General features: G+C 78.3%; 13 protein-coding genes. 1 reads left to right on the forward strand and 12 read right to left on the reverse strand.

Translation table 11 applies throughout. The features are described 5' to 3' along the window. Nucleotides 1–4 precede the first annotated feature (4 nt). The 5 genes from ADEH_RS12680 to ADEH_RS12700 form a co-directional block, all read right to left on the reverse strand. Complete coding sequence (locus ADEH_RS12680) at nucleotides 5–1,354, reverse strand: DUF1015 domain-containing protein (RefSeq protein ID WP_011421505.1); 1,350 nt, start codon at nucleotides 1,352–1,354, stop codon at nucleotides 5–7. An 18-nt stretch (nucleotides 1,355–1,372) separates the two neighbouring features. Then, complete coding sequence (locus tag ADEH_RS12685) at nucleotides 1,373–2,011, reverse strand: L-threonylcarbamoyladenylate synthase (protein WP_011421506.1); 639 nt, start codon at nucleotides 2,009–2,011, stop codon at nucleotides 1,373–1,375. A gap of 9 nt (nucleotides 2,012–2,020) precedes the next feature. Then, complete coding sequence (locus ADEH_RS12690) at nucleotides 2,021–3,433, reverse strand: sugar transferase (RefSeq protein ID WP_011421507.1); 1,413 nt, start codon at nucleotides 3,431–3,433, stop codon at nucleotides 2,021–2,023. Nucleotides 3,434–3,574: 141 nt separating this feature from the next. Continuing rightward, a complete protein-coding gene (locus ADEH_RS12695; protein ID WP_011421508.1) occupies nucleotides 3,575–4,873 on the reverse strand; it encodes a glycosyltransferase family 2 protein in 1,299 nt (432 codons plus the stop codon). Nucleotides 4,874–5,023: 150 nt separating this feature from the next. Next, nucleotides 5,024–6,523, reverse strand: coding sequence for a hypothetical protein (locus ADEH_RS12700; RefSeq protein WP_011421509.1), 1,500 nt, complete (start codon nucleotides 6,521–6,523; stop codon nucleotides 5,024–5,026). A 144-nt stretch (nucleotides 6,524–6,667) separates the two neighbouring features. Between ADEH_RS12700 and ADEH_RS12705 the strand changes: the two genes are divergently transcribed. Continuing rightward, a complete protein-coding gene (locus tag ADEH_RS12705; protein ID WP_041453521.1) occupies nucleotides 6,668–9,370 on the forward strand; it encodes a glycosyltransferase in 2,703 nt (900 codons plus the stop codon). 125 nt (nucleotides 9,371–9,495) lie between these two features. Here the strand turns inward: ADEH_RS12705 and ADEH_RS12710 are convergent, their stop codons facing one another. The 7 genes from ADEH_RS12710 to ADEH_RS12740 form a co-directional block, all read right to left on the reverse strand. Then, nucleotides 9,496–11,685 (reverse strand): glycosyltransferase, encoded by a 2,190-nt coding sequence (locus ADEH_RS12710; protein WP_011421511.1) that lies wholly within the window; start codon nucleotides 11,683–11,685, stop codon nucleotides 9,496–9,498. Beyond that, the gene (locus ADEH_RS12715; RefSeq protein WP_011421512.1) at nucleotides 11,667–13,109 is read right to left on the reverse strand and encodes a hypothetical protein; all 1,443 of its coding nucleotides are present in this window, start codon (nucleotides 13,107–13,109) and stop codon (nucleotides 11,667–11,669) included. The genes ADEH_RS12710 and ADEH_RS12715 overlap by 19 nt, the downstream gene beginning before the upstream one ends. An 11-nt stretch (nucleotides 13,110–13,120) precedes the next feature. Continuing rightward, nucleotides 13,121–13,885, reverse strand: coding sequence for an ABC transporter ATP-binding protein (locus tag ADEH_RS12720; RefSeq protein WP_011421513.1), 765 nt, complete (start codon nucleotides 13,883–13,885; stop codon nucleotides 13,121–13,123). A 1-nt stretch (nucleotide 13,886) separates the two neighbouring features. After that, nucleotides 13,887–14,738, reverse strand: a complete 852-nt coding sequence (locus tag ADEH_RS12725) for an ABC transporter permease (RefSeq protein WP_011421514.1) — start codon at nucleotides 14,736–14,738, stop codon at nucleotides 13,887–13,889. Nucleotides 14,739–14,808: 70 nt separating this feature from the next. Continuing rightward, entirely contained in the window at nucleotides 14,809–16,191 is a 1,383-nt protein-coding gene (locus ADEH_RS12730) for an O-antigen ligase family protein (RefSeq protein WP_011421515.1), read from the reverse strand. Nucleotides 16,192–16,261: 70 nt separating this feature from the next. Continuing rightward, nucleotides 16,262–17,344 carry an LptF/LptG family permease gene (locus tag ADEH_RS12735; RefSeq protein WP_011421516.1) on the reverse strand — a complete coding sequence of 361 codons (1,083 nt, stop codon included), beginning with the start codon at nucleotides 17,342–17,344 and terminating at the stop codon, nucleotides 16,262–16,264. Further along, the gene (locus ADEH_RS12740; protein ID WP_011421517.1) at nucleotides 17,341–18,456 is read right to left on the reverse strand and encodes an LptF/LptG family permease; all 1,116 of its coding nucleotides are present in this window, start codon (nucleotides 18,454–18,456) and stop codon (nucleotides 17,341–17,343) included. The genes ADEH_RS12735 and ADEH_RS12740 overlap by 4 nt, the downstream gene beginning before the upstream one ends. Nucleotides 18,457–18,461 lie beyond the last annotated feature (5 nt).

Below are 18,461 nucleotides of genomic sequence, written 5' to 3' on the forward strand. Positions count from 1 at the left end.
GGGCCTACGGCGACGGCGTGCCGGGCTCGAAGACCTCGCGCATCACCAGCCCGCTCTGCAGCCGCGGGTAGAAGTAGGTGCTCTTCTGCGGCATGGTCTCGCCCGCGTCGCCCACCGCCTCCACCTGCCACATGGGCGTCGGGTTGACCAAGAAGCCGACCTGGTGCTCGCCGGAGAGCACCCGGTTCACCGCCTCGCCCGCGTCGCGGACGTAGGTGAGGCTCTCCTGGTTCTCCTGGGCGCTGGCCGAGAGCCCGAGCACGTGCTGCAGCACCACCGAGTGGAGCACGGTGACGTCGAGCGCGCGGAGCGTCTCGTTGCGCGGGAGCTCCGCCTCCTCCAGGTCCGCCTCGTCGCGCAGCGTGAGCACGCGCGCCTTCTGGTCCTCGGCGGTGACCATCAGGAACGAGGACGACTTGCCGAAGTGCTCGGAGAGCTTGGCGATGGCCCAGGCGCGGCCGGCCGGGCGGCGGATGTCCTCCGGCAGCGTCTCGATCCGGAAGTAGCGCTCGAGCGCGCCGGTGAGCCGCGCCACCGAGAAGTCCTTCAGCCCGAACACGAGCCGGTGCGTCGGGAACAGCATCAGGCCCGGGTCGCTCATCGGGCACAGGAACATGAGGATGTAGTTGTGCCCCGCGTCGGGCGGCAGCCCGGGCCGCTGCGCCTCCACCAGCTTGCGGTAGGCGAGCCCGGAGACGTACCGGTGGTGGCCGTCGGCGATGAAGATCCGCTTGTCGGCCACGGCCTGCTGGAGCGCCGCCACCACCTCCGGCTGCTCGGCGCGCCAGAGCCGGTGGTGCACGCCGTCGTCGGAGTCGGTCTCGGCCACCAGCTCGCCGGCGGTGACCGCCTCCAGCGCGCGAGAGGTGGTCCGGTCCTCGTCCCGGTACAGGCCGATGATGGGGGAGAGGTTGGCCCGGACCGCCTTCAGGATCTCGAGGCGGTCGGCGCGGGGCGCGGTGAGCGTCTTCTCGTGCGGGACGATGACGCCCTCGGAGAACTCGTGCAGCCGCACCGCCGCCAGGAAGCCGCGGCGCCGCGCCTGCCGCCCGTCGGGCGCCCAGAACGCCTGCTCGAGCGCGTACAGCGCCGGCGCGGGGTCGCGCCGCAGCACGCCGTTCTGCATCCAGCCGGCCCAGGTCTCGGCGGCGCGCGTGTACTTGTTCGAGCCCGGCCCGTCCCCGGCGCGCTCCTCGCCCATGGCGACGTGGGCGATGTTCTCGGGGCTGCGGCGCAGCAGCTCGTCGCGCTGCTCCAGCGAGACGAGATCGTAGGGCGGGGCCAGCAGCTGGCCGAGGGCCCGGCCGCGGGTGGCGGCGTAGCGGACGCCGCGAAACGGGACGATCTCGGCCATGGGGCCCCGGACCGTAGATCACGGCCCCGTACGGTGCAAGGCGCCGGTGGGGCCGGCGAGCGCCGCGGTCACCTGCTCGATGGACACGGCGCCGGGCCGGACCACCCGCAGCTCCTCGCCGGCGACCGCCACCACGGTGCTCGGGAGCCCCCCGGGCGTCGGGCCGGCGTCGAGCACGTGGTCCACGGCGGCGCGGAGGGCGGCGTCGAGCGCCTCGACCCGGTCCGGCGGCGGCCCGCCGGAGAGGTTCGCCGAGGTGGAGACCAGCGCCCCGCCGGCCATGCGCGCCAGCGCGCGCGCCACCTCCGACCCGGGGATCCGCACCCCGACCGTGCCGGACCCGGCGGTGATGGCCTCGGAGAGGCCCGGCCGCGCCGGGAGCACCAGCGTGAGCGGCCCCGGCCAGAGGCGCCCGGCCAGCCGCGCCGCCGCGCCCTCCAGCGACGCCACCCGGTCCACCTGCTCCCGGTCGGCCGCGACGAGCGGCAGGGGCTTGCCCTCGGGCCTCAGCTTCGCGGCGGCGAGCCGGGCGAGCGCGGCGCCGTCGGAGGCGAGCGCGCCGAGCCCGTAGAACGTCTCGGTGGGATAGACCACGATGCCGCCGGCGCGCAGCACGGCGGCGGCCGCCGCGATCCGCGCCTCGAGGTGGGCGTCCATGCGCGGACTCTACCGCGCGCCGCGCCCGAGCAGCACCGCCGGGATGGTGCGCAGCACGATCCGCACGTCCTGCCAGAGCGACCACCGGTCGATGTAGTCGAGGTCGAGCTGCATCCAGCGCCCGAAGCCGACCTCGGACCGGCCGGACACCTGCCAGGTGCAGGTGAGCCCGGGCTTCACCGACAGGCGGCGCCGCTGCCAGCGCTCGTAGCGCCGGACCTCGTCCGGCAGCGGCGGGCGCGGGCCCACCAGGCTCATCTCGCCCCGGAGCACGTTCCAGAGCTGGGGCAGCTCGTCGAGCGAGGTGCGGCGGAGCACCTTCCCCACCCGCGTGACGCGCGGATCGTCGCGCAGCTTGAACACCGGGCCGTCCATCTCGTTGCGATCGGCGAGCCGCGCCTGCTCCGCCTCGGCGCCGGCGCGCATGGAGCGGAACTTGTAGAGCGTGAAGGTGCGGCCGGACAGCCCGACCCGCCGCTGCCGGAACAGCACCGGGCCGGGCGAGTCGAGGCGCACCGCCAGCGCCACGGCGGCGAGCAGCGGCGAGAGGACGACGAGCGCGAGCGCGCTCGCCACCACGTCGATGGCCCGCTTCGCGAGCAGCGGCAGCGCGTCCTGCGGCGCCGAGGCGTAGGAGAGCACCGGGATGCCGTCGAGGTCCTCCACCGTGAGCCGGCCGTGGCGCGGCGGGAACGGCTCGAGGCCGATCTTCGCCACCACGCCCTGCTCCTGGCAGGCCGCCACCGCGGCCTCCATCCCCGGCAGCCGGTCGCGCGGGACGGCGAACACCACCAGGTCCACCACGTACCGCTCCAGCACCGCCGCGAGCTCGTCCACGCGGCCGAGCACCGGCCCCGGGATGCCCCGCCGCGGCGCGCCCTCCTCGAGGACGAAGCCCGCGAACGTGAAGCCCCACTCCGGCCGCGCCAGCAGCCGCTGCCGCATGGCCCGGGCCATCGGCCCGCTGCCCACCACCGCGAACGCGCGCGTGTTGTGCCCGCGGCGCCGGGCCTCGTGCGCCAGGGTGCGGACCGCCACGCGGCTGCCGGCCAGCAGCACCAGCGCGATCCCGTTCCAGCCGAGGAGCAGCAGGCGCGAGAGGTCGCGGTCGCGCCCGAGGAAGCTCGCCGCCGCCACGCCCAGCGCCAGCAGCCCGACCGCGCGCGCCAGCCGGAGGATCTCCTCGCGGCGCGAGCGGGTGCGGTACTGCCCGTACACCCCGGCGGCCCCGGCCGCGGCCGGCCAGAGCGCGAGCGCCACCGCGAGCCAGGCGAGGTGCCGGCCCGCGGGGAGCAGCGGGGGCACCGCCGGGACGTCCACCGCCGCGCGGAGCGCGAGGGCGAGCCCGAACGCGGCCGCCACGAGCGCCAGGTCGAGCGCGCGCAGCCCCGCGGAGACCGCCCCTGCCCGCTCCTTCAGCATGCCTTCACCGTGTGTGATCCCGCCCGGCGGGTGCCGCCGGTGCCACCAACGTCGCGATGCGCGCGCCCGCCCGGAAGCCCGGCCGCGGGGCGCAGCCCTGGCCGCGGCGCGGCCCCGGGCACGCGGGCGCACCGTCCGGGCTCACGCGACGCGCTCCCCGCCTGGCCGCGGCCCGGCCACCGTGCCGCGGGGGCCGGTCGATCCGGCGGCCGTGCCGGCCGCGAGCCTCGCCTCGACCGAGATGCTCCGGGTGTGGCGCGTCGCGCCCCAGCGCCGGTCCCGCCGCCGCAGCAGCCCCGCCACCAGCAGGGGCGCCCAGGCGGCCTGCAGGAGCAGCGTGTACCCGTAGCGGAGCGCCACCCGCGCCGGCACGCGCTCCGCGGCGAGCGCCGCCACCGGGAACGCCACCGGGCACGCGAGCAGCGGCAGCCAGGCGCCGAGCGGGACGTGCGGGGGGCCCGCCGGGTGGCCCAGCGCCGCGGCCGCCACGCGCGCCGCGACCCCCGCGCCCGCGAGCATCGCCACCGCCGACCTCGACGGCTGCAGGCAGGCCACCGCGCCGTCCAGCGCCGCGAGGTCGCGGTGCCGGAGCGCGCGCCAGAGCAGCGGCAGCGTGTGGCGGCGGGCCACGTCGAGGTGGCCGCGCGCCCAGCGGACGCGCTGGCGCCACGAGGCGGCGAGCGTGGCCGGCTTCTCGTCGTAGGTGACCGCCTCCGGGGCCCACTCCACCCGCACGCCGGCGCGGAGCAGCCGGAGCTGCAGCTCGCGGTCGTCGGTGAGGCAGGCGGGGTCGGGCGGCCAGGCGCGCAGCACGTCGGTGCGGACGCAGTAGCCGGTGCCGTTCAGGAGCGCGGAGAAGCCGAGCCGCGCGCGCGAGCGCTCGAACAGGCGGGCCGCGACCGCGTGCTGGAGCGCGCTCGCCTGCGTCACCCAGCTGTCGTCCGGGTTCTTCGCCTCGATGGTGCCCTGGAGGACGCGGGCGCCGGCGGAGAGGCGGGCGTCCATGGCGGAGAGGAAGCCCGGCGCCATGACGTTGTCGGCGTCGAACACGCACACCGCGTCCGCCGGGTAGAGCGCCAGCGCGCGCTCGCGGGCCCAGGCGAGCGCGTGCCCCTTGCCGAGGTTGCGGGGGTCGTGCCGCTCCAGCACCGCGTCGGCGCCGGCGGCGCGGGCCCGGGCCGCGGTGTCGTCCGAGCAGTTGTCCGCCACCACCACCACGCGGAACATCGACCGCGGGTGATCCTGCCGGAGCGCCGCGCCCACCGCGTGCGCCACCACCGCCGCCTCGTCGTGGGCGGGGACGAGCACCAGGAAGCGGTGGCGGGGCGGCGCGGGCGCGGGCGCGCGGCGCGGGAGGAAGCCCGCCAGCGCCACCGCGAACGTGTACGCCATCAGGGCGAACAGGCCCCACTCGATCGCCGCTGCCACCGCCTGCGCCATCCACGCTCCCCGGACGGCGTCCCGCGCACGCGTGCCCCCGGGTCGCACCGAGCGCCGCCGTCTCGCGGAGGATCTGCGTGCACCCCGGGCGCGCGACAAGGCTCCGGGCCGCCGGGGGCCCGGATGCCCGCGGCCGCGCTTCACGCACCGTCACGTGCGTCGGGCGGCGCCGGCGCCGGGCGCGGGCGACCCCGCGCCGGCAAGCCCGCGGGCGGGGCGCAGGGCGCGCGCCGCGAGCACTGCCGCGCCGATCGCCAGCCCCAGCAGCAGGTGCTGGATGGGGAAGCGGTAGCGCATCTGCCCCGCCCAGGGTTCGAGGGCCGGGCTGAGCCCCGCGTTCACCCCCGCGATCGCCCACAGCGTCGCGAGCGCCGCGCCGGCCCCGGCAGGTCCGGGTACGTCGTCCCCGCGGCGGCGGCGGCGCGCGCGAAGCCAGAGCGCGAGCGGCGGCAGGAGCAGCGCGGCCGCGGAGAGCCACGGCATCCCCACCCGCCACGCGGCCTCCGCGTCGCGCGCGGCGCGGTGCTGCCAGGCCCCCGGGGGCCACTGCGGCGGGCCGTCGGGCCGGGCGCTCCAGCCCAGCTGCAGCGCGAAGCGCCCGAGGAGCTGCTCCGCCGCGTCCGCCCACACGCGCAGCCAGCCGCCCGGCACCGCCGCGAGCGCGCGCAGCGCGACGCGCTCGGCGACCGGCTCCGCCGCGGTCACCTCGAGCCGCCCGGCCGCCTCGGCCAGCTCGGGCGCGACCACCTGCGCGAGCGGCCCCACGGCGCGCCACCACCCGATCCACTCCCGCCCCTGCTCGGCGGCGAGCCGCTCGTACACCTCGCGGATCGGGGCCTGATCGGGCGGCAGGTGGCGGTACACCGCCGGGTGGCCGACGTGGTTGAGCAGGGAGAGGCCCGCGCCGGGGGAGAACTCGAACCGGCCGGCGCGGGCGAGGTTCAGCGACGCCATCGCCAGCACGACGGCCGCGACCGCCGCCCACGCGAGCGCCACGTCGCGCCGCGCGAGCGCGCGCCGCGCCGCGAGGAGCAGCGCCGCCAGGAGGTACACGCCGGCGGAGGCGAGGAAGATGGGGCGCACCAGCGCGGCCGCGGCCCACAGCAGCCCCGCGCCGGCGACCGCCGCCCGCGTCCTGCCGCCGAACGCCGCGACGGTGGCGAGCGCGGCGCCGCACACCAGCGCCAGGCAGAGCGTCTCGGAGTAGATGGTCACGGCCATGAACAGCAGGTCCACGAAGGACAGCGCGGCGAGCCCCGCGGCGAGCGCGGCGGCCAGGCTGCCGGTGAGCCGGCGGACCAGCGCGTACGCGAGCACGACGCTCGCGACCCACAGCGCCGCCTGCGCGCCGGCGACCCGCCCGAGGTCGGGCCCGCGCCCTCCCACGAGCGCGACGAACGCGGGGTAGCCCGGCATGCGCAGGCCCAGCGGCGGGAGCTCGCCGCGCGCGAGGTGACCCGCGTCGTGGAGGTACGACGGGGTGTCCCAGAAGCGGGCCGGCTCCAGGCCGCCCAGCACCGCCCACGCCTCGAGCGCGCCGGCCACGAGCAGGGCGATCGCGCCCAGGGCGACCGCGCGCCCCGCGGCGCGATCGGCGACGCGGTCGCGCGCCCCCGCCGTGCCGCCGGCCTCGTCCCCCGCAACGTCCATCGCGCCACCTTATCGCGCCGGGGAGCCCTCCCGCGGCGCCGCGCCCGGGAGGCCATCACCGGGACATCGATCCGCCCCCGCCGGCCCGGCGCCGCCGGGGCGCCGTGCGCTGGCCACGCGTGCGCCCGCCCCCTAGCTTTCCACGTGCCCATCGCCCTCGAGCGCGAGCCCCGCGAGCCAGACACCCTCCCCGATCCGGACGCCCCCGAACCGGAACCGGACCGCCTCCCCGCGGCGCTCGCCGCGGCGCGCGCGGTCGCCGAGCGCGAGCGCCGGCGCGCCGAGGCGCTGGAGGAGCGCCTCCGGGCGGTCGAGGGCGCGCTCCACGACGTGGAGGCGAGCCGCGCCTGGCGCGCGGCGCTCGTGTACTACCGCGTGCGCGACGCCGTGCCGGCCGCGGCCTGGGCGCGCCGGGCGGCCCGCGCGCTGCGCCGGAGCGTGCGGGCGCGGCTCGGGGCGGCCGGGCCGGAGCGCGCGCCGGCCCGGCTCCCGGCGGCGGGCGGCGCGGGGCCGCTCGCCGGGATGACGCTCGGCCACCGCGGGCGCGTGAGCGTGGTCCTGCCGGTGTTCGACCAGGCCGACCTGCTGCCGGCCGCCATCGAGAGCGTGCTCGCCCAGACCCACCGCGACCTCGAGCTCATCGTGGTGAACGACGGCTCGCGCGACGGCGTCGAGCGGGTGCTGGACCGCTACGCCGATCACCCGCGGGTGGTGGTGCTCACGCAGCCCAACCAGAAGCTCCCCTCGGCGCTGAACAGCGGCTTCGCCGTCGCGACCGGCGAGTGGTTCACCTGGACGTCCGCCGACAACCTGCTGCTGCCGAACCAGCTCGAGGTGCTGCTGGCCCGGCTCCGCGCCCGGCCCGACCTCGCCATGGTCTACTCGGACTACCAGGCCATCGACGGCGAGGGCCGGCCGCTCCGCGACCCCGCCTTCCGGCCGCAGGACCAGGATCCGCGGGACCCGAGCCGCATGCGCCTGCCGCGCGAGGTCACCACCGAGAACCTGCTCCGGAGCGGCGACAACTTCATCGGCGCGAGCTTCCTGTACCGGCGCGACGCGGCCCGCCTGCTCGGCCCGTACGCCGAGGACACCTTCGGCGGCGAGGACTACGACTACTGGCTGCGGATGCACGCGCTGTTCGGCATCGGGCACGTGGACGAGGTGCTGTACCGGTACCGCGTCCACGAGAACAGCCTGAACGCCCGGGCGCGGGCGCTGCGCATCGCCGACGCGGTGGACCGGCTGCGCGCCCGCCACGAGGCGCGGCTGGCGGCCCTGGCCGCGCCGCCGGCCTGGCGCTGCACCGGCCTGGCGGTCCCCGGCGTGCGGCTGGCCGGGCCGGGCGAGCCGTGCGACGTGTCGGCCCACCTGCTCTCCCGGCGCGACGACCCCGCGGTGGCGGAGGCCGCGCGCCGGCCGGACGTGCTGCGGGTGTGCGTGGTGGACGGGCCGCTCGACGCGCTGGAGCGCGAGGCGCTCGCCCCGTACGACCTGCTCCTCACCCGCGAGCCCGGGGCGCAGGCGCTCGCGAGCCGCTGGTTCCCGGAGCGGGCGTTCCTGCTCGACCCGTCCGCCGCCGCGCCGCTGCTCGCGCGCGTCGCCGCCTACCGCCTGTTCGAGAAGCGCCGCGTGCCCGCGCCGCGGCACCCGCCGGCGCGCGTCTACCCGGTCGCGTCGCCGCTGCGGGTGGGGCTCCAGGCGGAGGGGCTCGACCGCGGCGGCCTGGAGCAGGTCGTGGCCGACCTGGCGCTCAACCTCCCGCGCGAGCGGGTCCGCGCCACGGTGCTCGTGCACGCGCGCGCGCCCGGGGCCATCGGCGCGCGGCTGCGCGACGCCGGGGTGGACCTCGTGATCACCGGCGGGGACGAGCGGCGGCTGGCGCGCGCGGCGGAGGAGCGGAAGCTGCAGGTCATGAGCCTCCACTACAGCGTGGCCGGCGCCGGCGACCTGGGCCGGCGCGGGCTCGCCGGCGTGTACACCGCGCACAACGCCTACGTGTGGATGGAGGGCGCGGAGCGGGCGCGCCGGGCGGCGGCGCTGCGCGCGATGGACCTCGTCGTGGCGGTCTCGACGCCGGTCGAGCGCTACGTCGAGGAGGTCTTCGGGGTGGACGCGCGCCGGGTGCGCGTCATCCCGAACGGCCTCGACCCGCGCGGCCTCGACGCCCCGCCCGCCTCGCGCGCGGCGCTCGGGATCGGCGAGGGCGACGTGGCGTTCGTGCAGGTGGGGCGGTTCGCGCGAGAGAAGCTGCAGGGCGTGACGGTCGAGGCGTTCCGCCGGATCGCCGGCGGGCTCCCGCGCGCGCACCTGGTGCTGGCGGGCGCGCCGGCCGACGCCGGCTACGCCGCCGAGGTGGCCGCGGCCATCCGGCGGGCGGGCCTCGACGACCGGGTGCACCTCGTCCACCGGGCGGGCCGGGCCGAGGTGGCGGGGCTGCTCCGGATCGCCGACTGCCTGGTGCAGCCTTCGCTGGTGGAGGGCTGGAGCGTGGCGGTGATGGAGGCGATGTACCACGGGGTGCCGCTCGTGCTCACCGACGTCGGCTCGGCCCGGGAGGTGGTGCGCGGCGGCATCGGCCTGGTGCTGCCCAACCCGTACCCGCGCCTGGCGACGCTCGACCTCGCCGAGCTGCGCGCGCTGGCCCGCAGCTACCCGGAGGCGAACCTCGCTGCGCTCGCCGAGGCGATGCGCGAGGTGGCGCTGCACCGCGACGCGTGGCGGGCGCGGGCGGCGGCGGGGCGGGCGCGCGTGCTCGGCGAGCTGGACGTCGCCACCATGGCGCGCGCGTACGCCGACGCGTTCGAGGACGCCTGGCGCCGCGCGCGCAAGCCGGCGCCGCGGTGACCTCCGCTCGCCCCTCGACAGGCTCGGGGTGAGCGGAGCTAGAGATCCGCTCGGGGTGAGCCCGTGCACGCCCGGCCTCGACCTCACCGCCTGAACCCCGAGCGGAGGGATCGACGCGAGCGTCGTCAGGGCGGCGCGCCGAGCGCCCGCAGCACCTGCTCGGCGCGCGCGCGCCAGGTGTTCGCGGCGACGGCCTGCTCGCGGAGCGCGCGGTGCGCGGGGTCGTCCCGCCGGCCCAGGGCGCCCCGCAGCGCGGCCAGGAACGCGTCCGGCCCCTCGGCGACAGCGACCGCCGGCTCGCCGAGGCAGGCGTCGATGGGCGTCGAGACCACGGGGGCGCCGGCCGCGAGGTACTCGTGGAGCTTCACCGGCGAGGCGGCGCGGGTGACCTCGTCCAGCACGAACGGGATCACCGCCGCGTCCAGGCGGCAGGCGTACCCGGCCAGCGCCGGGTGCGGCTTCTCGCCCAGCACGTGCACGTTGGGCCGCCGCGCGAGCCGGGCGAGCGCGCCGCCGTAGTCCGCCCCGAGCAGCACGAAGGAGAGGTCCGGCGCGCGCGCGGTCACCGCGTTCAGGAGCGCCCAGTCGATCCAGGGCGCGAACGCGCCCATGTACCCGACCACCGGCCGGCCCTCGGCGAGCACGGCGGCGAGGTCCTCCGGCACCGGCGCGCCGGGCGGGAGTGCGAAGTCCTCCGGCGCCACCGCGTTCGGCACGAGCCGCACGTCCTCGCGCAGCGGGCGCAGCCCCGCCGCGAGCCGGGGCGCGGTCGCGAGCACGAGCTCCGCGTCGCGCGCGAGGGCGGCGCGATCCGCCTCCATGGCCGGCCCGTGCAGCGGGTCGAGCGAGGCGTGGTCCACGCAGTCGTAGACCAGGCGCGGCCGGCGCAGGAGCGCCGCGTGGACGCGGTGCTGCGGCCACATCAGCCAGAGCACAGGCCGCTCCAGCTCGCCGGCCAGGCGCAGGTCGGAGGCGAGGAACAGCCCGGGCTCCAGCTCGCGCAGCCCGTCCACCTCGTCGCGGGCCGGGTCCGGGGTGCAGAACACCACCGCGCAGCCGCGGCGGGCGAGCGCCCGGGCGAGCTGCTGCGGCCGCTGCCGCAGGAACGTCCAGGGGAGCAGCGGCGGGAACACCACCGCGGCCGGCGCGCCGCAGGCGCGGGCGGCGAGCGCGCGGAGGGCGTCCCCCGAGCGCGAGCGCGGCGGCCCCGGGGCGACGGCGCGCTCCGCCAGCGCCCGCACGTGGGCGCGGTAGGGCGGGTCGGACGAGGGCGGCGGCGCCCCTGGCCCGGCCGCGAGCGCGCGGGCGGCCGCGGCGCCGTCGCGGAGCGGGTCGGGCGCGCCCAGGGCGTCCGCGGCGGCGGCGGCGCAGGACCGGCCGTCCTCGTCCACCCCCGCGCGCCACCGCGCCCGCGCGCCCCGCAGCGAGCCGCGGACGACGTCCCCCGGCGCGCGCCGGAGCGCGCCGAGCAGCCGGCCCGCCGCGTAGCCGCGCGGCGCGCGGGCCGCCTCGAGCGCCGCGGCGAGCGCGCCCGCCTCGCCGGAGAGCCAGCCCTCGGCCCGGGCCAGCGCCGCCGCGAGCGCGTCGCGCTCCGCCCGCCAGGCGTCCCGCTCCGCCGCGAGCGCCCGGTTCACCCCGGCGAGCGCGGCGGCGCGCGCGGCGAGCGCCGCCACCGCCGGCGCGGGGCGCGGCGGCAGGTCCGGGGCGCCGCGGCGCGCGTACACCGCCAGCGCCTGCGCGCCCGGCCAGCGCGAGCCGGGCCGCCCCGACACGTCCTCGGCGCGGAGATCCCAGAGATCGAAGCCCGCCACCTCGGCCGGGAAGCTCTCCCACTCGAACGTGGCCTCGTGCTCGGGGATGCGGTCCCGCTCCTCGAACGGCACGAGCAGGACGGCCCAGCGCCGCACCCGGCCGAGCGCCGCCGCCAGCGCGCCCCAGGGGTCGCGGAAGTGCTCCAGCGTGTTCGAGGTGAACAGCGCGTCCACCTCGGCGGGCGGCACGCCGTCGGCGCGCTCGAACGCGAGGCCGGGGTGGCGGCGCCGCGCGGCCGCGACGGCCGCGGCGGACACGTCCGCGCCCGCCACCGGCAGCCCGAGCCCGGCCGCGAGCGCGGCGGTCCCCTCCCCCTCGCCGCAGCCGAGGTCGCAGACCGTGGCCCGGCGGGCGCGCAGGTCCTCGACGACCTCGGGCGCGAGGAGCGACAGGCCCACCTCGGCGAAGAACCGCGCCTGGGCCGGCCCGCCGTGGGCGTCCCAGTCGCCCGTGGCGAAGCGCGCCTCCCAGTACGCGGGCGAGTTCACGGCGTGGGCGGCCATGGCGCCTCCTCCCCGCTCCGGCCGGTCCGCGCCGCCGCGAGCAGCAGCGCCGCGAGCGGCACCAGGAACGCGACGCGCGACTGGTAGCGCCCGTTGGGCGAGGAGAGCGCCCCGCACACCGCCGCGTTCGCCACCACGCCCGCGAGCAGCACCGCCGCGAGCGCCCGCGCGTCCGCGCCGCGCCGGTCGCGCGGCCGGCGCAGGAGCAGCGCGGCCGCGGCGAGCGCGCCGACCGCGACCGTCACCCGCTCGGCCCGCTCCAGGCCGCCGAGGTCGAGCGTCCCGCGCCGCTGCCGGCCCGCGTCGTAGGCCGCGAGCTGCGCCGGGAAGCTCCGCGCCAGCATCTGGTGCGACCAGCCGCCGGCCGCCTCCGCCGAGTCCACCCAGCGCAGGTCGAAGCGCACCAGCTGCTCGGCGCCGCCGCGCACCGCGTCCACCGCCTGGCGGGCCAGCCACCGGGGCTCCGAGAGCGAGGCCCGCACGATGCTCCGGCACTCGGCGATGCCCTCGGGCGAGAAGCCGCCGATCCGGTAGAACGGGCTGTCCGGCCGCCACACGAACTGGTCGATGTCGTGCGGCACGCGCGCGCGCCACCGGCACAGCCGCCAGCCGGCCTGCGGGCAGCGTGCCGCCAGGACCTCGTGCAGGAGCCCGGTCTCGGCCATGCGGCCGGCCAGGAACACCGGGGAGGCCGGCACGAGCGCGAGGCCCGCGCCGAGGTGGCGGTTCAGCGCCGCGAGCCCTGCGGCGCCGGCGGCGACGGCGAGGGCGGCCACCGCGACGCGGCCGGCGCGGGCGAGGCGCCCGGGCGCCCTCCGCAGCGCCACCGCGAGCGCGCCCGCGCAGACCAGCGCGCCGATGGGCAGGAGCGAGGCGTGCGACGCGACCGCGAGCGCGACCACCCCCCAGGCGCCCGCCCGCGCCCCGGGGCCGGCCCGCTCGCCCAGCAGGAGCGCCAGCGCGAGCAGCGCGCCCGGCGCCAGCACGTCGGGGAGCAGGTGGCCGGCGGTGACGCCGGCGCTGGTGGCCGCGGCGAGGACGGCCGCGGCCAGGGCGGCCCAGGCGCCCGGCCGCGGGGCGCCGGCGGCGCGGAACGCGGCGCGGAGGAGCGCCGCGAGGAGCAGCGCCTGCGCCGCCACCACCAGCCACGGCCAGCGCCCCAGCGCGACGGCGCGCGCCACCAGGCCGTAGACGATGGGGCGGTCGGGGTTGGGCTGGAGCACCCGCGCCGACTCGAGGTAGGTGCCGGTGTCGGAGTAGACCAGCGGGAAGCCGTTGTGGAGCGCCACCGCCGAGAGCGCCGCCGCCGCCAGCGCGAGCCCGGCCGCGGCCGCCGCCGCGCCCGCCGCGCGGCGGCCGAGCGCCGCCCCCGCGCGCCGCGCGCGCTCGGCCCCGCCCGCCGCCGCGAGCACCGCCTCGCCCACACGCCCTCCGCTCAGCCGGTCCGCGCCACCGGCGGCGGCGTGAAGCCCTGCAGCTCCCGGTAGCGCCGGATCGCGTCGGCCGGCGCGCCGTCGTGGCACACGCCGCCCCGGTGCAGGAGCAGCACCCGCCGGCACACCGCCGCCACCTGGTCCATCTGGTGCGAGACGAGGAACAGCGTGGTCCCGCCCGCGAGCAGCGCGCGGATCCGCTCCAGGCAGCGCGCCTGGAAGCGCTCGTCGCCCACCGCCAGCACCTCGTCCACCACCAGGATCTCCGGCTCGACGTCCACCGCGATGGCGAACCCGAGCCGCGCGTACATGCCGGAGCTGTAGTTCTTCACCGGCACGTCCTCGAAGCCCTCCAGCTCGGCGAACGCGAAGATCCGCTCCAGCCGCCGCGCCATGTCGCGCCGGGCCCGGCCCATCAGCGCGCCGTTCAGGAACACGTTGTCGCGGCCGGAGAGCTCGGGGTCGAAGCCGGCGGCGAGCTCGATGATGGGCGCCACCCGCCCCTCCACCCGCACCCGGCCCTCGGTCGGGCGCAGCACGCCGGCCGCGAGCTTGAGGAGCGTGCTCTTCCCCGAGCCGTTCGCGCCGACCAGCCCCACCGCCTCGCCCGGGCGCACCTCGAAGCTCACGCCGCGCAGCGCCCACAGCTCGTCCGCCTCGCGCAGGTGCCGGAAGCCGCCCAGCACCGCCTCCTTGAACGAGCGCACCCGCTCCCGGTGCAGGCGGTAGCACATCCCCACGTCCTCGAAGGTGATGGTCCCGGTCATGTCAGAGGTGGTGGATGTGGCCGTGCTCGCAGCGGGTGAACACCGCGCCGCCGACCGCGAGCGAGACGAGCGCCGCCAGCATCGCGAACGCGACGGTGGAGGCGGCCGGGCTGCGGCCCTCGTACACGCTCTCCTGGAAGAGCCGCACGATGGGCGCGGCGGGGTTCGCGGCGAGCACGGCGCGCAGGGCGGGCACCGGGAGCTGCTCGAGGAAGCTCGCCGGGTAGAACACCGGCGTCACGTAGAACCAGACCTGGAACAGCAGCTCGACGAGGTGGCGCAGGTCGCGGAAGAACACCGTCGCCGACGAGAGCAGCAGCGCCAGCCCCGCCGTGAACGCGGCCGCGCAGGCGAGCGCGAGCGGGAGCCAGGCCCAGCTCGCGCCGGGCGGCCGGCCGGTGGCGAACGCCAGCAGCGCCAGCGCCGGGATCGAGAGCAGCGCGTCGGCGAGCTTCGAGCCCACCACCGCGAGCGGGTACACCGCCTGCGGCACGGCCACCTTCCGGATGAGCGACTGGTTCCCGACGAGCGCCGTGGAGGCGCCGGTGGTCCCCACCGCGAGCAGGGACCACGGGAGCAGCCCGCACAGGACGAACAGCGGGTAGTCGGGGACGCCGATCCGCAGGATGGTCGAGAACACCAGGGTGTAGACGACCATCTGGAGCAGCGGGTTGAGCAGCGTCCAGATCATCCCGAGGACGCTGCGCTTGTAGCGGACCTTGAGGTCGCGCAGCACCAGCAGCGCGAGCAGCTCGCGGAAGCGCCAGACGTCGGCGGCGGCGCGCGCCAGCGCGGGCGCCGCGGGGGGCGCGGCGGGGCGGGTCGTCGAGGCGGAGGGAGAGAGCGCGGTCACGTCCGAGGGAACGTAGGCGTCGATCGCTCGCCCGGGCACCCGCCTGCCCCGCGCGGTCGCGCGTCCGGGCTCAGGGGACGGCCCGCAGCACGGGCCGCGCGCGGGACGCCCCCGCGGAGCGCGGCCGCGCCAGCACCGCGGCCGCCGCGAGCAGGAACCCGTTCGCGTACAGCGGCTCCATCGCCCACAGCACGTCGTGCACCAGCGCGTTCACGGTCAGTGCGGCGAGCGCCGCCAGCGCCCCGGCCGCGGCGGCCCGGGCGAGGGGGTCGCCGGCCCGGCGGGCGCGCAGGAACGCGCGCACCAGCAGCGCCACCCAGGCCAGCACCGCGCCCGCGAGCAGCGGGCCGCCCTCCGCCCAGGCCGACAGCGGCGTGTCGTGGCACCACGAGCGGACCGGGGTGTCGGCGCTGTAGGTCTCGTAGTAGCGCCGGCCCACCTGGGGGAGCGCCTTGTAGCCGACCCCGGTGAGCGGGTGGTCGGCGATCACCGCCCGGCAGGCGCGCCAGATGGCGGCCCGGTCGGCGTTGGTGTCGGCGGAGAAGGCCCGCTCCAGCCGCACGCGCAGGTCGGGGACGGCGCAGCCGGCCGCCACCGACGCGGCGAGGGTGAGCGGCAGCGCCACGCGCCGGACGCTCCGCCCCGCCGAGAGCGCCAGCACCACCGCGGCCACGACGAGGCCGGCCCAGGCCGCGCGCGAGGTGGTGAGCACGACGGCCCAGGCGGCGCCCCCGGCGCCGAGCGCGAGCGCGATCCGGGTCCGCCGGCGCAGCGGCGCGAGCAGCGCGAGCGCGGCCGCGAGCGCGGCGAGCGGCGTGAGCGAGAGCGCCAGCCGCGTGTACCAGCTGAACAGGCCGACCGCCCCGTAGCGCCCGGTGGGGACGTCGAGCGGGCCGACCCCGGTGTAGAGCTTCGCGCGGAGCGGCGCGTCGCGCAGGCCGAGCGCGTGGAGCAGGTCGAAGCCGGTCCGGTGCTGCGCCCACGCGATCGACGCGGGCACGAGCGCCGCCACCGCCCACGCCACCACCAGCGCGAGCGCCCGGCGGCGCGGCGCCTCGGGATCCTCGCCGGGATCCCCGCGCTCGATCGCGAGCAGGAACACGAGCGGCACCGCGAGGCCCCGCGCGTAGAGGACGTGATCGAGGCGGCCCGCCCCGGCGCCGGCCAGCGCCGCGATCGCGATCGACGCCAGCGCGGCGCCGAGCAGCACCACCGTCGCGAGCGCCACCTGCGCGCCGGGCGCCGGGACCGGGGGCCCGCGCCCGCCGGCGAGGCGCCGCAGGAGGAGCGCCCCCAGCGCGACCCCCGCGCCGATCTGCATGCCGGCGATGGAGACCGGCAGCGAGGCCGCGGTCAGCGCCGCGCCGGCCCAGGCCAGGCGCACCAGCGCCGCGCGGGCCGCGTCGGCCCGCCCTCCCTGCGCGTGAACGACCACCGCTTCCGCCGGGCGCACTCGGGCGCAAGGTGGGGCGCCGGGCGGCCGGGCGCGAGCGGGGTGTTTGGGGGCGGCGGCGCCGGGCGGGTCACCGCGCCCGGTGCACCGCGATCGCGCCGAGCGCCAGGAACACCACGTTCGGCGCCCAGGAGGCGACCCACGGGGCCACGCGCCCCGAGAGGCCGAGCGCCGAGCTCACGCCCTGCATGCCCCAGAACAGGAGCGTCACGCCCACCGCCTCGAGGAGCGCCGCGGAGAGGTGCCCCTTGCGGTCGCGCCGGAGCGCGAGCGCGAGCGCCAGCAGCGCGCCGGGGATGCCGGCGAACGGGTACGCGAGCCGGTCGTAGCGCTCGAGCTGGAACTCGGTCACCGGCTGGCCCAGCCGCTTGCGGATCCCGATCTGCCGGATGAGCGTGCTCCAGCGCATCTGGTCGGGCTTGCCCGCGATGACGGCGAACGCGTCGGGCGGCTCGTCGAACGCGTACCGCTTGCGCTCCGCCCGCTCCAGCGCCATCGACCCGTCCGGCCGGAACGTCCGGTCCTCGACGTCCTCCAGGATCCAGGCCCGGCCGTCCGGGTGCATCCGCGCGGCGTCGATCCGCCGCGCCAGCGTGAACGCCTCGGAGAGCTCGTACACGGTGACGCGCTCGAAGCCGCCGTCGGGCAGGTTGCCGCGCAGGTGGTACACGCGCTTTCCGTCCACGCCGCGGAACCAGCGCTTCGGCTCCCGCGCCGCCAGGAACCGGCGAAGGTTGCCGCCGCGCGCGAAGCGGTGCGCGGTGATCTCCTCGGCGCGCTCCGCCGCCTGCACGCCCACCACGTCGTTCAGCACCACCAGCACGCCGCCGGCGAGCAGCGTCACCGCCAGCACCGGGACCGCCAGCCGCCACGGGCCCAGCCCCACCGCGCGCATGGCGGTGTACTCGCGGGTCTGGCGGAACATGGACGTGGCGATGCCCGCGCCCAGGATCAGCGCGGCCGGGGCCACCATGTACACGACGCCGGCGGCCTTGTACGCGTAGAGCTGCAGCACCGCGGGCAGCCAGCCGGCGCCGGTGTACGCGGCGGCGTTGTCCACGAAGTCCACGGCCAGGTAGATGCCGACCACGCCGGCCAGGGCCACCAGGAACGCGCCGAGCATGCGCCGCGCGACGTAGCGGAACAGGATCACCGCACCGCCTCGGGCCCGCGCCGCGCCATGAGCAGGACCAGCGCCACCCCGGCCGCGCCCAGCACCAGGTTCGGGAGCTGCAGCGCGAACGCCGCCGGGAGGTGGCCGAGCTGCGTGAGCACCTCGCCGCCGCGCAGCAGCAGGTAGTGCACCACCACCAGCAGGAAGGTGGCGCCCATGCCGAACGCGCGGCCGCCGCGGCGCTCCGCGCCGAGCGGCACGCCGAGCAGCGCGAACGCGACGACCACGAGCGGCGCGGAGAGCTTGCGGTGGAGGTAGCCCTCCTGCCGGCGTTCCTCCACCACGTCGCCCTTCTCGCGCGCGGCGGCGGCGCGGGCGCGCAGGTCGGACACGGTCGCCTCGCGGCTCGACTTCGCGAGCACGTTGCGATCGCTGAGCGCGGTGCCCAGCCCGACCAGCAGCTCGGCCTTGCCGAACGCGGCCGAGGCGTAGTCGGCGGTGCCGACCTCCTCGCGGTGCACCTCGCCCTGCTCCAGCACCAGCCGCATGTCCTGGCCCGCGCCGACCGGCTCGAGGCGGCCGCGGCGCGAGAGCGCCAGCATGGGCGCGTCCGGGTTGGAGCGGTCCTGGATGAGCACGTTCTCCCAGCGGCCCCCGCGGGCGCGCTCCGTGTAGATGGTGTAGCCGGGGATCTGGTCGTAGAACGTGCCGCCGCGGACGTCGTTCGTGACGTTGCGCTTCACCACGTCGTTGAGCCGCAGGCGCGCGGCCCGGATGCTGGCAGGCTCGACCGAGAGCGAGAGCCAGGCGCCCAGCGCCGCCACCACCAGGCCGAGCAGCAGCGGCACGCGCACCAGGCGCACCGGCGAGAGCCCCGCCGCGCCGAGCGCCACCACCTCGCGGTCCTCCGCCAGCCGCCCGACGCCCAGCACCACGCCCAGCAGGAACGCCACCGGGATCACGTAGCCGAGCAGGTGCGGCATGAGGGACAGCATCACCAGCCCGACGTCCACCAGCGACACGCCGGAGCCGAACAGGACGTCGGCCTGCCCCAGGATCTGCGTGGCGAGCAGGATCTGCGTCAGGAACAGCAGCGCCGCGGCGAACGGGAGGAGGATCTCCCGTGCCAGGTAGCGGTCGATCAGGCCCACGCGCC

It is taken from the genome of Anaeromyxobacter dehalogenans 2CP-C (genome assembly GCF_000013385.1).
Taxonomy (GTDB): Bacteria; Myxococcota; Myxococcia; order Myxococcales; family Anaeromyxobacteraceae; genus Anaeromyxobacter; species Anaeromyxobacter dehalogenans_B.